The following is a 19,180-nucleotide window of genomic DNA, read 5'->3' as shown; positions in this document are numbered from 1 at the left end:
CCCGGCGCAGGTCCCCGGCCTGCCCGGTGCGGCTCCTTCCCGGTCAAGAAGGGTGTATTCTACATCTCTCAGATCTGAGCGAGGGCGGCCTTGAATTCCTCCATGTCGCGGACATGGAGGAATTTTCGCAAAAGATGTGTCAAAACATCTGTGTCATCAATCTTCTCGATTTGCTTGACGACCTTTGTGGGAACGGCGTTGAATTTGGTTCTCAAGGCTTCAACCACCATCGCGCGTGTTCCCCTCAGTGTCCCTTGTTGCACTCCTTGCTGCAGGCCTCGTTGTATGCCTTGCTTGATCCATTGCTCCGCCAGAGTGGGCATAATATCACCTTCCTTCTCCTCAAAAACAGCTTTGGCGTTTCTAAACAAAGCCGCTCCTGCGACACGGCTCACTCGTGAAAGCATGCGGGGTGTGCTTTCGAGAGATTTTAAAAGTTTTTGATACTTGAAAAACCCTCTAGAACGCAGGACTCTCAGAAATTCAAAGACATCTGACAGTCGCGATTCCAGTTCTATAAGAATATATACTATAATATCTGAACAAATTTATTATTTTTGATTGTGAAGTAAAATTTGTGGTAATAATAAATAGCATATAAAATGAGATAATAGATAAATGTAAAGAACATGCATGATAAAATGAATTTAATCCATATAAATTCTATTTTATATTCGAGTGGATTGCAGCAATAATACCGCTGTGGAAATAATTCCGGGTTGAGTCGAGAACGATCTTCGAGTATGAATTGAAAAGGATAGCCATACTGTAATTGAGATAATTGGGATTGGTTTATCGCCCTTTGTGGTGTAACAAAAATAGTGAGGATAGCACTGAGTATCCCCAAATAAATAGATTTTATAAAAAATTTTCTCATAGATTAAATAAATCAAAATGGGCATTTTTCTCAATTTGTTGCTGAAAGGCTATTCAATCCCACTCCAATAACAGCAATAAACAAGAAAATTCAAGCAAAAAATGAGCAAAAAATAGCAGCAGCAGATACCCTTGATGGTTCCGAGGTTAACCATCCGCATGCGGAAGATTACGAGCGGATAAATACTATTCTAGATGATCTTTTTATAATATGCGAAATCGTTTTGCAAGACCTTATTGACGGAATCAAAAATCGTGATAAGGGAGCCGAAGGCATGAGTTAAGAGCAATTCCTGCGTCCCGGGATCATCAAACAAACGTGCAGATTGACGCCGAGATTGTTGAAAAAGCAACCGTTGGGTGGAGTGTATCCTCTCCCTCGGGCAGACATGCCGCCTGTAGAAAAAAACAACCTCCCCCGTGCTTGTCGAGGCCGTGCACGCAACCTTCAACGGCCTCGAACTGATCTTGCCTGGATTGCTCAGCCCGCCGTTTGATCCAGATCCCCTGATCGGTTACAAATTCATGATGCGAGTCAATACCAATCTAGTTTGTGAACTGAAAAAATCTCTATTTATGGATGGACACTTATTTTTTTATAGTCACTATTATTTGGTCCAGCGTACTGTTCCAGGGACTGACGAACTCCATGCAGGAACTAAATTCACGATTTTTTCGCTAAAACTGCACCATGTGCTGTAGCACCAGCTAGGATTGCGATAACCTTTTTGCGCTTGTAATTTGAATTTGTCGCTGCTCGAATTTCCATTTTTTGTTATGAAATAATTGTAGTGCCATATATTTCCTGGAATTGATTTAGCCTTTGATGCTCCTATTGTAAAAGCTAATTCATTAAATTCGCATCCAAAATAGTTATATCTTGTATCCAGATAGGGGTGAGAATCCGATGGCCATGTTGTTGCAGCATAGACAATCAAGGGATAACAATTTGGGTAGGATGTGCTTCCGTTACGCAAGTATGTGGCATTGTCGTAATTGTAAAGAAAGTAGTCATGTTCATATGTGTCAATTTCGGTAAAATTTGGATTATACCATCCCATATACTGTAACGTATATCTCTCAGTTGGAGAATACTGATAAGTATGTGAATATCCTACATTTGGCCACCATGTTTTTATGTCATTTTCTGTATAATTTTTCTCGTTTTGGTAGATATCATGGGTTTCGTCAGTATCTTGATCGAAATTTTCCTGATATATATTTCTGTCGAATTTATCTATAGATGCTATTTCGATGTGTTGAATTATGTTTGTATGTCTTTTTATTATTTCGCTTAATTGAATATGCGTAGTTTGAATCGTAGCTTTAGAAATATGTGTTGGAATATCGGATTGGTCATATAGCATTCTGTGCATTGATTCTAACATGTCGTAACGATTAATAACTATGTCATCATCCAATTCGTATGCTGTTTCTAAGATGGATTGGAATAGTGCATGTCTATATTTGTTAAATGTGCTATGAATATTTTCTAGGTTTATCTTATATAATTTTTCACTTGGTTGAACAAGGAAGAATTCATAATGCTCTGTTCCACCGATCACGAATTTCCCCTCAAGCATTATAAGTGTAAAAATATCGCTGTTTGAAATGGCAAATTTCTTTATTTCATTTAAATTGAGCAATTTGTTAAAATGAATTTTTAATATTAATTCATTTCTATTGTTTATGCTTTCAATTTCGGCAGCAGAAAAGTTTGTGATAAAAATTAAGTTAAATAGAATAAATGTGGAAAGTAATTTTTTCATATTAATATCTCCATTGTTTATATATAAAAAATGTTGTTTTACTCTAATAAGAATTACTTTTTTTATTTATATCCTGAATCCGTGAGCGAATTACTTATAAAATTAACGCGCATAGCAATATAATATATTGATTTTATTCACTAACTATGCTACGGTTTCACCTGTCAAAAGATCACTTGGGAGGTGAAACGTGAAACGATTTATCCTTGAGCGGTCCAAAAAAGATTTCTACACATCGCACTCGGGTCTTGCATTGATCGGACTGGGCATCAACTATTACAGCGACCTGCCAGGCAAAGCACGGAAGGCATTTCCTCTTGCCAAAGGCGTCACCGGAATCGGACTGGACGACGTCGTGCGCAGCTATGTCGGCATGCTCTCTCTTGGTCAAAGCGACTATGAAGCCATAACCAATAAGAAAGATGACACCTATTTCAAGCAGTCCCTGGGTATTCGTAAAGTGCCTTCGGCTGAAACTTTACGCCAACGCCTGGATGATGTTGCCGTGGGTCTGCGGCCTTTGGTGGATGCTGCAGCAGTCGATTTTATCCGTAATTCCAAAGCGTTGATTACAAAATTGGATACCGGGCACATTCCTCTTGATTGCGATGTGTTCCCCATGGACAACTCCCAGACCAAGAAAGAGGGGGTTTCCCGCACCTACTCCGGCACGGATGGGTATGCGCCCATCGCCGCTTATCTGGGCCGGGAGGGTTGGTGCCTGGAACTCGAACTGCGGGAAGGCAAACAGCACAGCCAGTGCGAGTTCATCCCCTACCTGGAACGTGTTCTGAAAAAGGCCCGCACCCTGACCTCGGACAAGCTCCTTGTCCGTCTGGATTCCGCCCACGATGCCCTCGAAGCCCGTGCCACCCTGGCGGGGCATGAAAAAGTCAGCTACATCATCAAATGGAACCCGCGTAACGAAGACCAGGCGGAGTGGGCCAGCCAGATCTTTACCAAAGGGAGGGTTACCTCCCCGCGACCCGGCAAAAGGGTCGGAATCCTCCGAGTCCACATCCGCCAGGAATATCAGGGCAAAACTTACCGCTTCCAAAGGGTGATGCGGGCCGTTGAGCGCACCAGCGACAAACGCGGTCAACTGCTGCTCAAACCGGACATCGAGGTGGAGGCCTGGTGGACGACGCTCGATCTGCCGGATGAAAAGGTGATCCGGCTTTACGAGGACCACGCCACCAGCGAGCAGTTCCACAGTGAGATCAAATCCGACATGGACATGGAACGCCTGCCATCGGGCAAGTTCGCCACCAATGCCCTGATCTTGACCTTGGCCGGTCTGGCCTACAACATCCTGCGTTTCATCGGGCAGTTGGGCCTCGTCGGAGACCGGTCGCCCTTACGCCATCCGGCCAAAAGGCGCCGCATCAAAACGGTCATCCAGGAACTGATGTATCTGACTGCGCGGTTGGTCACAACCGGCCGGCGTTTAAAAATCGTCTTTAGCCGACATTGTCCGGCTTTTGAAGCCTTCGGGGCTGTGTACAACCGCCTGGCATGCGGCTAGATCCGCAAACCAGGAAGTTTCATCAACCAAGATAGGTTATCTCAGGGTGAATTATGCCTAAAAAAAGCCATAAAACATAACTATTTAGCAAAGAGCATCAAAGAACGACTCTAATAGTGAGTGTAGAAGCCTCAGGACACTCACATCTACCGGTGGACTGGCCGATATTACGCTTCTGAGCCTGAAACCGGGCGACCGTTTACTGGAGTCTCACGGATTCAGGTATATTTCAGATCTTGATTTGAAAGTGCTCTATCATGGTTATTGTTTCTTGGTGAATTTTATCCTCTTTTCAGTTTTTAAGCAAAGTATGTGCCAGATGCCATGAAATGTGTTTGGAGAAGCGGCTGCTGTCTAGGGGATCGCCTAAGACGTTGGATCGACATGGATGTGGGGATTTCCGAAAGTGAGCGATTCTGGACGGGAAAGCAGGATGAATGTCAGAGACAGGGCACTCGGCCCATTTTTTGACGGTATTTCAGGGGGGGACATGCACAAATGATCGTGCATTGCTCTTCGGTGTGGCATGCCGCTCTAGCCAGTTTTCCATCCGGAAATGATTTTCCGGTGCAATCCAGTTTCCTATCCGGAAATGAGGATTTTGGGCCAATATCAGGAAAAGCAAACCTTGTGCGGAGGCGACCTGGTGGTCGCCACACAAGCAAAGGTGCAGATTGGCGGCGGGATTGGCAAAAAAGACTTTTTCCGGATGGGAACTGTTCGAAGGGGGTATGCAGGATCTTGCTTAGGAAGCTGGAAGGCAAAGAATTCATCATCTTATAGCTTGAGCCACAAGGTGCTCAAAGAATATCCGCCGGCTGGCTCGGCCTCTTCGGAAAGGCCTTTCAGCCCAGGCCGACCTCTCCGGCGCATGGCGCGGACTGAAGGCTGCGCAGCAGGTTCAGGCGCAGTTGGGTCTCGCGGACCGGGTGGGACACGGACCAGTCCCAGTGGCCCTCGGCGTAGAGCCCGGCAAAGAGCTCCCGGCTCCCGCTGAAGAGCTCCTTCAGGGTGTCCACCAGCAGGCTTTTTCCGAAGCGTCGGGGGCGCGAGAGAAAGTAGTAGCTTCCCTCCTCGATCAGCCCCAGAATAAATCCGGTTTTATCCACATAATAATAATCGCCTTCCCGAATCTTGCGGAAAGACTGCACCCCGATCGGCAGTTTCTTTTTGGCGGTCATCTTGCGTTTGCTCCCGGTGTTGCATGTGTCGCCCGGCGGCGGATGCGATCATCCCCCGGCTCTCCTGCCGTCGCCCGGAAGGCGGTTCAAAGGCGCTTTTCATATCCCTTGGATCTGAGCGAGAACCGTCTTGAATTCCTCCATGTCGCGGGCGTTGATCGCTTCTCTCAAGAGTTTTGTCAGGACACCTACATCGTCGGTTTCCTCGATCTTCTGGACGATGTCTGCAGGAAGGGCGTCGAATTTCGTTCTCAGGGCCTCCGCCACCATCGCGCGCGTCCCTTTCAGTGTTCCCTCTTGTATTCCTTGGTGTAAGCCCTGCTTTCTGCCTTGCTCCATGCCCTTTTGCATGCCTTGCTCGATCCACTGCTCTGCCAGAGTGGGCATAATGTCACCTCCCTTCTCGTGAAAAACAGCTTTGGCGTTTCTAATCAGATCCTCGGCCTTCACCCGATCGCTGGCGGAGGCCACGTAGCGCAGCGCGGCCTCCAGCGCTTCGAGGGCGCTTTGGCTGTCGGACAGGGATTCCAACAGCCGAAGAAAGTCCGGCAGCCGCTCCACGAGATCATCGGAGAAGATATGCTTCAGCAGCAGGAGCGGCAGCCTGAGCCGAATGGCGCCCTTGATTTGTTCGTCGCTGTATTGCGACAGGTCGCATAGCAGATACTCGAACTTCGGCACCAGAGGGCGCAACTCCCGGGGCAGCTCGAAGAGGTCTTCGAACGTAAGCCCGATCTTCCAGCAGCTCAGACCGTGATAGAGAACCACCGGGATCACCGGCGGGAGCGCCCCGGCCTCTCCCCGTTTCAACCACTCCGCCCATATCCGGACCATGTAGCGCAGCACCTGGTAGGCGGTCAGGCGATCCGGAGAACTCTTGTGCTCGAAGAGCAGATAGACGAAGGCCGAACCGCCTTGCTCGATCTCGACCTCGTAGAGCAGATCGGAGAAATAGTGCTGCAGTTGGCAGTCGACGAAACTGCCCTTGCACACCGAAAGGGTATCCAGATCCAGCAGGCGCGTGACCTCCGCCGGCAGGTAGTGGAGCACGAAGTCCCTGGCCTGATCCGCGTGCGACAGGGTTTGCTTGAAGGTCCTGTCATGCGGACTGTTTACCTTATCTGAAGCCATGTTAAACGTGCTCCCTCATCTCGTCAAGCTCCAAACCGGGCAAGGGGGGAGGCGATGGTGCCGGCAAACAGTCTTCCGGGACAGAGCATCGGTCAGCGACAGGGGGGTGTTTCAAGAGGTTGGATCAGGATGTGGCAGTCGGAAGCGTTGAGGGCCTTCAGGGGCCATTATCCCGGCGGCCCTGCGTTTTCTGTGGCCAGTGGGGCCAGGCTCCGGACCTCGAATGCGCAGAGGTTCCGTTCCTTGCGGCTGAACTCGACGCCGATCAGATGGATGGGCCGGCCCAGGTCCAGGTATTTGTCGGCATAGCGGCGGGCCAGGATCTGCTCCAGGGCGCGGCCCTCGGGCTCGAGTTCCACCACCTTGAACTCGAAGACGAACACCCGCCCCTCGAAAAGCACGGTCATGTCCACCCGGCCGCGGCTGGTGGCGTCTTCCACCCGGATGTCCAGCCCGAGGGCCGCAAAATGGCTGTAGAAGACGCTCGCGTAGTAGCCCTCGTACTCGGCGATGGCGTTTTTGCGGTGCCAGTCGGCGGGAATGGCGGCGAACAGGGCCCGGAAATGGGCCTCGAGGGCGGTGAAGTCGGCGGTGCTCAACACATCGTAAAGGCGGCTTACGACCCCCTCGGCCGCTCCGGGATCGGCCAGCAAAGATTTGAGCAGCACATCGTTCAGGGCGCTCTGCACCTCCAGGTTGGGGTAGCCCAGCCGGTACTCGGTCCGGGCGCCCATGCGCCGCGTCCCGGCGAAGGTCAGGTAACCGGTCTGGAAGAGCAGGGCCTCGACGGGCATGGTGTCCACATCGAAGGTCGAGAGCAGCATTTCAGATGCCACGGTCTGCCCCAGGCTGGGGGTGAATACACCCCGCTCCAGCAGGAGCTTGACCAGGAAAGTGGGGGTGCCGGACTCGAACCAGTAGGCCCCGAAGGTGCGCTTCGAGAAGAGCAGCAGCACGTCGAAGGGGTTGTAGACGCTCTCCCCCAGCCAGTTGTAGCCGTCGTACCATTCCCGGATGGCCGCCCGATCGAGGCCCGGAAGCTCCGGGGCGAAGACTGTCTCCAAATCTTCCTCGGTGTACCCGCAGATGGCCGAGTAGGGCGCTTCCACCGTGATGTCCCGCAGGTTGTTGAGGCCCGAGAAGATCCCGGCCTTGCTGAACTTGGAGACTCCGGTCAGGAAGGCGAAGCGGATGTGGGCGTCGTTGTCCTTGATCACCGAGTAGAAGTCGCGCAGCACGTCCCGTACCCGGGCGGCCTCTTCCCGGTCCGCGATGGCGTCCAGGATGGGCTTGTCGTACTCGTCCACCAATATTACCACCTGCCGGCCGGTTTTTTCATGGGTTTGGCGGATGAGCTGTTTGAAGCGGCTGCGGATTTCGGGAAACCGCATGCTGATCCCCCAATTCTCCTCAGCGTACGTAAGCTGCTCGATCAGGCTGTTTTCAAGCGCCTCGACCGATCCCAGGACACCCCCGGCAAAGCTGAAGAGCAAGACCGGGTGGGACACGGACCAGTCCCAGTGGTCCTCGGCGTAAAGCCCGGCAAAGAGTTCCCGGCTCCCGCTGAAGAGTTCCTTCAGGGTGTCCACCAGCAGGCTTTTTCCGAAGCGTCGGGGGCGCGAGAGAAAGTAGTACTTGCCCTGTTCGGCCAGGTCCACGGCATAGGCGGACTTGTCCACGTAATAGTAGCCGCTCTCCCGGATTTCCCGGAAAGACTGCACCCCGATGGGCAGCTTCATTTTAGCGGTCATCTTGCGATTGCTCCCGATGTTGCATTCACTGCCCGGCGAAAGTCCCCGGCCTGACCGGTGTGACTCCTTATCGGTCAAGGAGGGTGCATTCTACATCCCTCAGATCTGAGCGAGGACCGTCTTGAATTTCTCCATGTCGCGGGCATCGATCGCTTCTCTCAAGAGTTTTGTCAGGACATCTACATCGTCAATTTCCTCGATCTTCTCGACGACCCCTGCAGGAAGGGCGTTGAATCTCGTTCTCAGGGCCTCCGCCACCATCGCGCGCGCCCCTTTCAGTTTTCCCTCTTGTATTCCTTGGTGTAAACCTTGCTTTTTGCCCTGTTGCATGCCTTTTTGCATACCTTGCTTCATGCCCTGTTCCATACCTTGATGTAAGCCCTGCTTTCTGCCTTGCTCCATGCCTTTTTGCATACCTTTTTGCATACCTTTTTGCATACCTTGCTCGATCCATTGCTCCGCCAGAGTAGGCATAATGTCACCTCCCTTCTCGTGAAAAACAGCTTTGGCGTTTTTAATCAGATCCTCGGCCTTCACCTGCTCGTTCGCGGAGGCCACGTAGCGCAGCGCCGCCTCCAGGGCTTCGAGGGCGCTCTCGTTGTCCGACAGGGACCTGAGGAGTTCGAGGAAGTCCGGCAGCCGCGCCGTCAGATCCTTTGAGAAGATATGCTTCAGCAGCAGGAGCGGCAGCCTGAGCCGGATGGCACCCTTGATCTGCTCGTCGCTGTATTGCGACAGGTCGCATAGCAGATACTCGAACTTCGGCACCAGAGGGCGCAACTCCCGGGGCAGCTCGAAGAGGTCTTCGAACGCGAGCCCGATCTTCCAGCAGCTCAGACCGTGATAGAGAACCACCGGGATCACCGGCGGGAGCGCCCCGGCCTCTCCCCGTTTCAACCACTCCGCCCATATCCGGACCATGTAGCGCAGCACCTGGTAGGCGGTGAGGCGATCCGGAGAACTCTTGTGCTCGAAGAGCAGATAGACGAAGGCCGAACCGCCTTGCTCGATCTCGACCTCGTAGAGCAGATCGGAGAAATAGTGCTGCAGTTGGCGGTCGACGAAGCTGCCCTTGCACACCGAAAGGGTATCCAGATCCAGCAGGCGCGTGATCTCCGCCGGCAGGTAGTGGAGTACGAAGTCCCTGGCCTGATCCGCGTGCGACAGGGTTTGCTTGAAGTATCTGTCATGTGGACTGTTTACCTTATCTGAGGTCATGTTAAACGTGCTCCCTCGTCTCGTCAAGCTTCAAACCGGGCAGGGGGGCGGCTGCAGCCCTGAAGGGGAGGGCCGCCCGTCTTGGCTGCTTTTTTTCCGGCTATATCTGCCCGTTTTTTGAGCGGTGGCAATCATCCATGCCATTGCAAGCACTTTTTGTGCCGGATGGGATTCATGTATTGCAGTGCGCAAAACGTCATCCGCTCGCAAGAACGTCTATGGCAGAGGGTTGAGCGTCATCCGCTTAGCGAGAATGTATTCTCCCGACGTGACCGGCCATCGGGCGCGAGCGCCCGGATGCGGCAATCCGAGAATTCATGTATCCGCGCAGAGAAATATATCCCTCTATGCGCGCAGAGGCAGGTACGCGCAGCTCCCCCCGGTGCGGCAACCCATGCTGTGGATCCCTCTATACGTGCAGAGGCAGGTGTCCCCAAGTTCGAAGACTTTCGGAAAAGTCCGCCGCGGTCGGGACAGCCGTTCGCGGCAGATTCGATATGCACAGTCTTTTGTGCACAATGGCGGGGCCGTTTTACCTATCTTCCCTGTTCTCCCCTCGAACCCTAGGTCTGCCGGCCTTCCGGGTCGCAGCCTGAGCGAAGGAAAACAGGACGGTGCCCCGCTCGCCACGGCCTCGTTCAGCCCGCAGGGGACGTCCTTCGAACCGAATCCATAGATGGAAACAAGATGGGTTTCGGATTCGGTAGCGCGTAAACATGGGGGGAGGCGATGGTGTCGGCAAGCAGTCTTCGGGGACAGATCATCAGTCAGCGACAGGGGGGTGCTTCAAGGGGTTGGATGAGAATGTGGCAGTCGGAAGCGTTGCGTGCCTTCAAGGGCCATTATCGCGGCGGCCCTGCGTTTTCTGCAGCCGGTGGGGCAAGGCTTCGGACCTCGAAGCCGCAGAGGTTCCGCTCCTTGCGGCTGAACTCGACGCCGATCAGGTGGATCGGCCGGCCCAGGTCCTGGTACTTCTCGGCGTAGCGCCGGGCCAGGATCTGCTCCAGGGCCCGTCCCTCGGGCTCCAGCTCCACCACCTTGAACTCGAAGACGAACACCCGCCCCTCGAAGAGCACCGTCATGTCCACCCGGCCGCGGCTGGTGGCGTCCTCCACCCGGATGTCCAGCCCGAGGGCCGCGAAATGGCTGTAGAAGACGCTCGCGTAGTAGCCTTCGTACTCGCCGATCGAGTTCCTGCGGTGCCAGTCGGCGGGGATGGCGGCGAACAGGGCCCGGAAATGGGCCTCGAGGGCGGCGAAGTCGGCGGACTGCAGGCTGCGCAGCAGGTTCAGGCGCAGCTGGGTCTCGCGGCCCAAGTCATTCAGGAAGGCGCCGGCAAGGCAGACATTCAGGCTTTGGTAGACCTCGCGATTGGGATAGCCCAGGCGGAAAAACCGCGCGCCGGCGATATCCTCCGTCCGGTGGAAGGTCAGGTAGCCGGTCTGGAAGAGCAGGGCCTCGACAGGCATGGTGTCTACATCGAAGGTCGAAAGGAGCATTTCGGATGCCACGGTCTGCCCCAGGCTGGGGGTGAATACACCCCGCTCCAGCAGGAGCTTGACCAGGAAGGTGGGGGTGCCGGTCTCGAACCAGTAGGCCCCGAAGGTGCGCTTGGAGAAGAGCAGCAGCACGTCGAAGGGGTTGTAGACGCTCTCCCCCAGCCAGTTGTAGCCGTTGTACCACTCCCGCACGGCCGCCCGATCCAGGCCCGGAAGCTCAGGGGCGAAGACTGTCTCCAGGTCGGTCTCGGTGTAGCCGCAGATGGCCGAGTAGGGCGCTTCCACCGTGATGTCCCTCAGGTTGTTGAGGCCCGAGAAGATTCCAGCCTTGCTGAATTTTGAGACTCCGGTCAGGAAGGCGAAGCGGATGTGGGCGTCGTTGTCCTTGATCACCGAGTAGAAGTCGCGCAGCACGTCCCGTACCCGGGCGGCCTCTTCCCGGTCCGCGATGGCGTCCAGGATGGGCTTGTCGTACTCGTCCACCAATATAACTACCCGCCGGCCGGTTTGCCGATGGGCGTGCAGAATCAGGTCGGCGAAGCGGCTTCGGATTTCGGGGTAGTGGGCTTCGACCCCCAAGGCCTTTTCGTGCAGATCGAGCTGCCGCTCCAGATGATTCTGCAGATCCGCCACCGACCCGAGCACACCCCCGGCAAAGCTGAAGAGCAAGACCGGGTGGGATACGGACCAGTCCCAGTGTCCCTCGGCGTAAAGCCCGGCAAACAGCTCCCGGCTCCCGCTGAAGAGTTCCTTCAGGGTGTCCACCAGCAGGCTTTTTCCGAAGCGGCGGGGCCGGGAGAGAAAGTAGTAGCTTCCCTCCTCGATCAGCCCCAGAATAAATCCGGTTTTATCCACATAATAATAATCGCCTTCCCGAATCTTGCGGAAAGACTGCACCCCGATCGGCAGTTTCTTTTTGGCGGTCATCTTGCGTGTGCTCCCGGATTCACATTCTCTGCCCGGCGAAACTCCCTGGCCTGCCCGGTGCGGCTTCTTCCCGGTCAAGAAGGGTGCATTCTACATCTCTCAGATCTGAGCGAGGACGGCCTTGAATTCCTCCATGTCGCGGACATGGATGACCTCTCGCAAAAGCTGTGTCAAAACCTCTGTATCTTCAATCTTCTCGATTTGCTTGACGACCTTTGGGGGAACGGCATTGAATTTGGTTCTCAAGGCCTCAACCAACATCGCGCGTGTTCCCCTCAGTGTCCCTTGCTGCACTCCTTGCTGCAGGCCTCGTTGCATGCCTTGCTTGATCCATTGCTCCGCCAGAGTGGGCATAATACCACCTCCCTTCCCGTCAAGAACCGCCTTGGCGCTTTTGATCAGATCATTGGCTTCCACCCGATCGCTGGCGGAGGCCACGTAGCGCAGCGCGGCCTCCAGCGCTTCGAGGGCGCTTTGGCTGTCGGACAGGGATTCCAACAGCCGAAGAAAGTCCGGCAGCCGCTCCACGAGATCATCGGAGAAGATATGCTTCAGCAGCAGGAGCGGCAGCCTGAGCCGAATGGCGCCCTTGATTTGTTCGTCGCTGTATTGCGACAGGTCGCATAGCAGATACTCGAACTTCGGCACCAGAGGGCGCAACTCCCGGGGCAGCTCGAAGAGGTCTTCGAACGTAAGCCCGATCTTCCAGCAGCCCAAACCGTGGTAGAGAACGACCGGAATCACCGGCGGGAGCGCCCCGGCCTCTCCCCGTTTCAACCACTCCGCCCATATCCGGACCATGTAGCGCAGCACCTGGTAGGCGGTCAGGCGATCCGGAGAACTCTTGTGCTCGAAGAGCAGATAGACGAAGGCCGAACCGCCTTGCTCGATCTCGACCTCGTAGAGCAGATCGGAGAAATAGTGCTGCAGTTGGCGGTCGACGAAACTGCCCTTGCACACCGAAAGGGTATCCAGCTCCAGCAGGCGCGTGATCTCCGCCGGCAGGTAGTGGAGCACGAAGTCCCTGGCCTGATCCGCGTGCGACAGGGTTTGCTTGAAGTACCTGTCATGTGGACTGTTTACCTTATCTGAGGTCATGTTAAACGTGCTCCCTCGTCTCGTCAAGCTTCAAACCGGGCAGGGTGCGGCTGCAGCCCTGAAGGGGAGGGCCGCCCGTCTTGGCTGTTTTTTTTCCGGCTATATCTGCCCGTTTTTTGACCGGTGGCAATCATCCATGCCATTGCAAGCACTTTTTGTGCCGGATGGGATTCATGTATTGCAGTGCGCAAAACGTCATCCGCTCGCAAGAACGTCTATTGCAGAGGGTTGAGCGTCATCCGCTGAGGGAGAATGTATTCTTCCGGCGTGACCGGCCATCGGCCGCCACTGCCCGGATATGGTAATCCGAAGATTCGCCCAAGGGCGCGGAGGCTGGTGGTAAGCTCATTCAGCAGATCATCGTTGACTTCAGATTCGCCCACGGGCGTGGTGGTTGGTACAATCTCCTGCTCGTGATGTTCGCTCAGAGGGGGTTTGCCCCATCCGCATAGAGGTTGCTGGCTCATTCATATCTTGGTCCCGGTCTATGACGGGTTCGCCCCATCCGCCTGGAGGCAGCTATTGACAGGGGCTTTCCGTCGCTTGCCGAGTAGAAATCCACCCGTGTGGGCCGAGGTTGGTGCGGGGAGGCTGCATGGTTGGCTATCATCCGTAGAATCCACCCGTGTGGGCAGAGATTGGTGTTTTCGGTCAACTCCATATGATCAACATGCAGAAATCTACCCGTGTGGGCAGAGATTGGTGTTTTCGGTCGGGAGGTCCTGCACACGAAGGCCCGTCGTGGTCAGGACAACCCGCCTCGCAGAGGATGTGCGATGCACTGTTGATTGTGCATGTGCTATGGGTTTTTACTTTTGGTTTCGCTCTCCTTTTGTCCCGATCGGGCATTCAACCACCCGAACGGCAGGAACCACCCCCTCCACCTGCGGCCTGATTGTGTGGCACAGATCCTGCTTCACCCTTTTTGACCGTTTGAGTTCCTCCAATGAACCTTCATGAGCAGGAACCCGATGCCTCCGATCACCACCATCTCGTTCAGCCATCGGCAAATCCCCTTTGAACTGGATCTCGCCGCCCGAACCTTCAAGGTCAAGCAGGGCGGCGATCCGGAAACGGTCGCCCTGCGTCGGCGCGATTTTGAACATAGGCCCTGGTGCGGGTGCATGCCGAGCCTCGAGGAGAGAAAGGCGAGGGCCCTTTCCCGTGTGGAGAGCGACCTCGCGCGTCTGATCCATCTGCCGCTGGGAAAGGACTATTTCCTCTATGGCATCAGGGATCTGATCCAATCGAGCGACCGTTTGCTCAAGGACGCCGAGCAGCCGGTAGAGCTGCAGGATCTGATCGCCCCGCTCATCGAGCCGGTTATGTTTCCCCTGCATTCCGCAGCCGCCATGAAGCGGCTCCGCTCCGACCTGCAGGCCCTCAAGAGCCGCCCCCGCCTCACGCCGATCGTCTCCTACGGTCTGATGGATCCCTGGTCGTTTGAAAACGGCACACGGAGCCTGCCTCTATTCGAGGTGCGGGGGATCATCGACGTGATCACCGGAGCTATGGAAGCCTGCCCCCCGATCGAGCGGGAGGCCGTCCCCGGCATTCGCAACCATGGTGTGAACGATAAGCCCGGGCGAATGCCCGTATTGAAAAAAGAAAGACGAATGCCGCATCTGAGAAAGGAACTCTATCGTAGGAAAAAGACCTCTGTTGCCGTCGATCATGATGAGAAGACCCAAAAAAGGGACAGCGAGATGGAGCGGTCCACCGCCCTGAAACAATGGCCCGCGCGCCCTGAAAGGCCGCTGAACTTCCTCGATCCCGCGAAGTACAACTTCCTTGACCCTTCGAACCCCATTCCGTCCCCTTGGACCACCGCCGCCGACCATCGCCCGCCGTCCATTCCCGACCTGCTTTTTCCCGGACTCGGTGAATGCTTTTCGAAGCCGCTCGAGCAGTTTTCTCCGCCCGCAAAGCCGCCGAGTGTCCTCGGTTCCGGTCCCTCCCCGGAAGCCGAAAAGGAATCAGCGAAAGAAGGGTTGCAGGTGCAGCTGTATCGAACCCGGCCCGAACGCGCCGATAGCGGCGCTCCTTTGAAATCCATGCACGAAGACCCCAATCCAGCGTTTTACGAGAAAACGATCCGGAGGGCCAAGGATGTCATGCGGAAGTTGTTCATCTCCGATAAAACACAGAAGGAGGTCCTGAGGGCGGTGAGGGGCATCTGGGTGAATCATGCCTACGGGGTGCCGCTGCAAGAGAAAAGATCCAGGTGGCGGTTTTTGAAGGGCAGGCGGACCCGTGGCGAACCGATCATCGAGCTTCGCAAAAAGAAGAAGACCAAGCCATACTTCGAATGCACCCGTCAATTCTGGCTCCCCTATTACGAACACTGGAGGGCGGAGAGGAAGCGCAGGGCCGAGGAGTTTGGGGATCCGAGCTGGAGCCCTTATGATGAGAAATACAAAGCGATCTACAAACAGGTAGATGAGGAAACACTTAACGAGTTCTTTTCCTCAAAGCCTCAAGTGGACGCGTACTTTAATGAGCTGGAAGAGGGTGCCGAAGAAGTTTGCCGGCTTCGTAATAGCGTACCCGTCCAGAGCATATGGATTACCCCAAAGAAGGTGCCTTATTACGGTGAAGAACTTGACAATTTTTGTGACGGTTGTAGAGAGTTTTTAGAACTTTGGGAGGATCTGAGCCGGTCCCTTGACGATCGTAAAATATGCATCGAGTGCCTGTCGACACACATCTATGATCTAGGCGGCGGTATTCACGGAATATACAGCACATTTCTTGATGTTGAGAAAAGATCTGATCGCAAAAGGATTATATCTGATCCTTTTACGAAAACAGAGGAAATTGATCGCTTAAACTTGAACATCTATCCTACACCTGGTAAGACACTATGGAAAATCTACTGTATAAAAAGGTAAAATTGTAAACAACGGATTATTAATTAATGATTTTGAATCATTTATGCAATTAATGCACTTGTACAATGAACTTCCATGGAGGCATATCATGTGTGATACTCGATTCAATTTGGACCATGTGAATAGACAAATGCCCCAGTTCGATTCGTCAGAGCGTCATAGAACACATCGAGCGGTCATCAAACCATCCAGCAATTTTGGTAAGTTCGTTGTGGCGGTCAATCAGGCGCAGTGGATGATCCCTTCCATCGGAGCTGCCACCATCCGTAAGCTGTCCCCGCCGAACGTGAAAGACGTTCATCTCGTCACACTCCCTGAACAACGGCCCATCAGCCAGACAGTCGATGACACTTCTTCGAGATTTAGAAAATGCCGGTTTGTACCGGCCGGAGATAAATCCATCCGTATCGGGAGTAAATCGGTTCATTGGGGAAAGATATCCGGAAAAGTCGAAATGGACCTCCAAAAACTGGGCCGGCTCCGGGAGTACTTTCTCCTGAACCAGCAACCCCTTTGCCGCCGGCTATGCCGTCTATCGGGATTTCAACCTGGTCTTTCCGGATCTCAAAGGCATGACTCTCGAAGAGGCTCTGGTGATGATCGCCGAGGCCGCAAAACCCATTGCGAACGTAAATATAAGATTTTACAACGTGGAATTGGCTGTCTACGACATCGATGGGACCGTCCTGCCAAAAAACCCTTTCAACTTGAGCAGCACGGTGCTCGAGCAGTATCCGCCCGCCGGCGCGGTGCAGCCCTTCTTCGTCTTGTGGAAGTCCATCGGGTGCAACGGCGCAAGCCTCTGGATCAAGTAACGGTGTTTGCTTGCCGCACCACCGCGTTGTGTCGCTTTACGGACGTTTGAGTGCAGAACTCCGAGAGGTACCCCGTCAGTCACCCCCTCCGGCGCGTGGCGCGGACTGCCAAAACCTTGGCCGGGGCCGCCCATTCCCCTTCAAAAGAAGTGTTTTCCGTATTCCTCAGATCTGACCGAGGACCGCACACTCCGTGGACAGAACATCAGCGCGCGGTTTATCCATCGGCCCCGAGGGTTTCCGAACAAACCGTTCGGTGACCACCTCCTTGGCGAAGGAATCGACGGCCTCGCGATCCCCCGATATAGGCCGTCATGGTCTATCAAAATGATAGACACCAGGTAACTCTCCAGGATCAAAAGATATATTCTCCCCTACGGCCCAGCGGCCACGCGGTTTACGCCAATCTGACCCTCGCATCTTGCGCTGCAGCTCGGATCGGATCTTTTGTCTGCTGTGAAACGATTCCGCGTTCAAGCCTTCGTAATCACTCCATAGATCGATTTTCGCAAGACATCGTTTGTCCCTCGGCGCTGCTCATCGGTCCCGTTCGGACCACGGCATGTCTATCAAAATGATAGACAAGGCCTTTAAGAGGATCAAAATGATAGTATAAATTGGGAACATTTTCGTTTCTATATTTGAACATCCCATGATAACAGCCGCTTACGCATTTGGCACAACTCTGGCACATCCTATTGCGGTTACCTGCCGGAGCGACTGACTCAGTCACCGGTGCCCTCATCGACTCGATATCACTCGATAGACTTGGATGCTTGCCGGGGTCAACCCCGCAGCCCCGTCCTATTTGCGGAGGCTTGCCGGGATGGGGCCCCCTCGGGCGGGCTTTTGTTGGAGGCTTCAGCGATGAACCTGGCCGGTAATCGCTGGAGCGCCGAAGTTGGAGCGGAACGTCCCACCGGGAGTCTATCATTTTGATAGGAATTGCGTGGCGGCGTCTGCCGAGCGACGGAGGTGCAGCAGCGCAGGATCACACTCTGACGATGTCTGTGCCGTGTTGCTGAGGCCGCCGGCGCAGCCAGGCCAGGCGGGGGCACAGATCTGGGGCCGGTGTCCCGGAGTTCCTGCAGCCATCACCCTCCGCCCACAGAGCGGGCGGCATGGCCGACAGGGGAAGGGGCGGGAAATGATCGAGGTTGTGCTCATCGATAACTCGAAGATGTGGGTGAATCCGCTGCACATATTCTCCATCAGGTCGAAGCCCGATACGGTCATCACCTTCACGACGAAGCAGACCCTGACCGTCCGGGATTCCGCGCAGGAGTTGTGCACGAAGATAGACAACTATTTTCGGTTGATCAATCTCGGGTGCAGTTCTTTCGATATCGAATCAACCGATGGAACCGGCGGGCCGGGATTGATTCGGCAGGAGAGGTGAAAACCTCCAAAATCTGCCAGTAAATCAGTATCTAAAGGAATGGTCGGGCCAGGAACCGAAGGAGCGGAGCTGTGCCGAGCAACCCCGAAAAGGATCACCAGGATCCTAAGGCTTGGCCTTCTTAGAGAAGCACTTTTCCCCCCTGTTCAGAATATGGTCGAGCGTTCTGCGAATGGCCAGCCGCCATTCCTTCATTTTGCCCAAGCAGGTTGTGCCCGGGGAGTCTTGCCATACCGCAACAGGCAAGGAATCCGGTTCGAGACCAGACAACTCAGCAAAAATTTTTAGCGTTTGCAGGCGGTGAGCAGGTCATGAAGGACTACACGGAACCTATCCTTGGCCTGGGCGTTACACAAGCCACCCTCGATGCCTGCATCGATAGGATCCTGCGCGGGTTGGGATCCAGGGCCGAACGTCGGGTCGTGGCGTGCCTGAATCCGCACTCCATCGTTCTGGCAAGGCGGGATCCGGTGTTCTCGATGGCTCTCAGGGATGCGGACATCGTCGTGCCCGACGGAACCGGGATCGTCTTCGCATCGCGTATCCTTGGCGGTGCGATTCGCGAGCGCATCACGGGGAGCGACATCTTCCGCGAAGTAAACCTGCATATGAACCGGAGGGGCGGATACCGATGCTTTTTCCTGGGATCGACCTATAAAAACCTCGAACGGATCCGCGATAAGTTTTCAAGGCAATATCCCAACGTCGAGATTGTCGGGATGTATTCGCCGCCTTTTAAACCCGATTTCGACGAGAACGACACGCGAGATATGGTTGCTGCGGTAAACGCTGCCCGCCCCGATGTTTTGTGGGTAGGGATGAGCGCTCCGAAGCAGGAAAAGTGGATATACCTGAATCGGCGTAGGCTCGATGCGGCGTTGATCGCTGCGGTCGGGGCAGTGTTCGATTTTTACGTTGGGACTGTGAAACGCGCTCCGCGCTGGTTTTTGGACCATGGTCTCGAATGGCTGCCGAGGCTCATCCAAGAGCCCCGGCGGCTGTGGCGCCGGAATCTTGTTTCCACCCCCCTTTTTCTGAGCCTGGTTTTGCACGAGAAGCGGAGTCGATTCAGATAATCCGCTCCTCACCCTCGATTACCT

At 54.4% G+C, this 19,180-nt stretch carries 13 protein-coding genes; 5 read left to right on the top strand and 8 right to left on the bottom strand.

Annotated features, from left to right (window positions below):
• Positions 1–68: 68 nt before the first annotated feature.
• Both ACZ500_RS08895 and ACZ500_RS08890 read right to left on the bottom strand, forming a co-directional pair.
• Positions 69–371: a hypothetical protein gene (locus ACZ500_RS08895; RefSeq protein WP_464232151.1), complete on the bottom strand. Its 303-nt coding sequence runs from the start codon at positions 369–371 to the stop codon at positions 69–71.
• 1,113 nt (positions 372–1,484) lie between these two features.
• Entirely contained in the window at positions 1,485–2,645 is a 1,161-nt protein-coding gene (locus tag ACZ500_RS08890; RefSeq protein WP_464232150.1) for a hypothetical protein, read from the bottom strand.
• Between the two features lie 190 nt (positions 2,646–2,835).
• Between ACZ500_RS08890 and ACZ500_RS08885 the strand changes: the two genes are divergently transcribed.
• Positions 2,836–4,170, top strand: a complete 1,335-nt coding sequence (locus ACZ500_RS08885) for an IS1380 family transposase (RefSeq protein WP_464232149.1) — start codon at positions 2,836–2,838, stop codon at positions 4,168–4,170.
• 845 nt (positions 4,171–5,015) lie between these two features.
• Here ACZ500_RS08885 and ACZ500_RS08880 read toward each other — a convergent pair.
• The 6 genes from ACZ500_RS08880 to ACZ500_RS08855 form a co-directional block, all read right to left on the bottom strand.
• Positions 5,016–5,351, bottom strand: a complete 336-nt coding sequence (locus ACZ500_RS08880; RefSeq protein WP_464232148.1) for an AAA family ATPase — start codon at positions 5,349–5,351, stop codon at positions 5,016–5,018.
• Between the two features lie 99 nt (positions 5,352–5,450).
• Positions 5,451–6,482, bottom strand: coding sequence for an Rpn family recombination-promoting nuclease/putative transposase (locus ACZ500_RS08875; protein WP_464232147.1), 1,032 nt, complete (start codon positions 6,480–6,482; stop codon positions 5,451–5,453).
• A 167-nt stretch (positions 6,483–6,649) separates the two neighbouring features.
• On the bottom strand, positions 6,650–8,233 hold the full coding sequence (locus ACZ500_RS08870; protein WP_464232146.1) for an ATP-binding protein: 1,584 nt from the start codon (positions 8,231–8,233) through the stop codon (positions 6,650–6,652).
• A 99-nt stretch (positions 8,234–8,332) separates the two neighbouring features.
• Positions 8,333–9,451, bottom strand: a complete 1,119-nt coding sequence (locus tag ACZ500_RS08865) for an Rpn family recombination-promoting nuclease/putative transposase (protein WP_464232145.1) — start codon at positions 9,449–9,451, stop codon at positions 8,333–8,335.
• A gap of 842 nt (positions 9,452–10,293) precedes the next feature.
• Positions 10,294–11,877, bottom strand: a complete 1,584-nt coding sequence (locus ACZ500_RS08860) for an ATP-binding protein (RefSeq protein WP_464232144.1) — start codon at positions 11,875–11,877, stop codon at positions 10,294–10,296.
• A gap of 99 nt (positions 11,878–11,976) precedes the next feature.
• Positions 11,977–12,975 carry an Rpn family recombination-promoting nuclease/putative transposase gene (locus tag ACZ500_RS08855; protein ID WP_464232143.1) on the bottom strand — a complete coding sequence of 333 codons (999 nt, stop codon included), beginning with the start codon at positions 12,973–12,975 and terminating at the stop codon, positions 11,977–11,979.
• A 971-nt stretch (positions 12,976–13,946) separates the two neighbouring features.
• On the opposite strand from ACZ500_RS08855, the gene ACZ500_RS08850 reads away from it, so the two are divergent.
• The 4 genes from ACZ500_RS08850 (at position 13,947) to ACZ500_RS08835 (ending at position 19,156) form a co-directional block, all read left to right on the top strand.
• Entirely contained in the window at positions 13,947–15,866 is a 1,920-nt protein-coding gene (locus ACZ500_RS08850; RefSeq protein WP_464232142.1) for a hypothetical protein, read from the top strand.
• Positions 15,867–16,438: 572 nt separating this feature from the next.
• Positions 16,439–16,681 (top strand): hypothetical protein, encoded by a 243-nt coding sequence (locus tag ACZ500_RS08845; RefSeq protein WP_464232141.1) that lies wholly within the window; start codon positions 16,439–16,441, stop codon positions 16,679–16,681.
• Between the two features lie 1,147 nt (positions 16,682–17,828).
• A complete protein-coding gene (locus tag ACZ500_RS08840; protein ID WP_464232140.1) occupies positions 17,829–18,080 on the top strand; it encodes a flagellar FlbD family protein in 252 nt (83 codons plus the stop codon).
• A 311-nt stretch (positions 18,081–18,391) separates the two neighbouring features.
• Entirely contained in the window at positions 18,392–19,156 is a 765-nt protein-coding gene (locus tag ACZ500_RS08835; protein WP_464232139.1) for a WecB/TagA/CpsF family glycosyltransferase, read from the top strand.
• The last annotated feature ends 24 nt before the right edge of the window (positions 19,157–19,180 follow it).

It is taken from the genome of Desulfatiglans parachlorophenolica, assembly GCF_055394735.1.
This window is presented reverse-complemented; position numbering and strand designations above follow the sequence as displayed.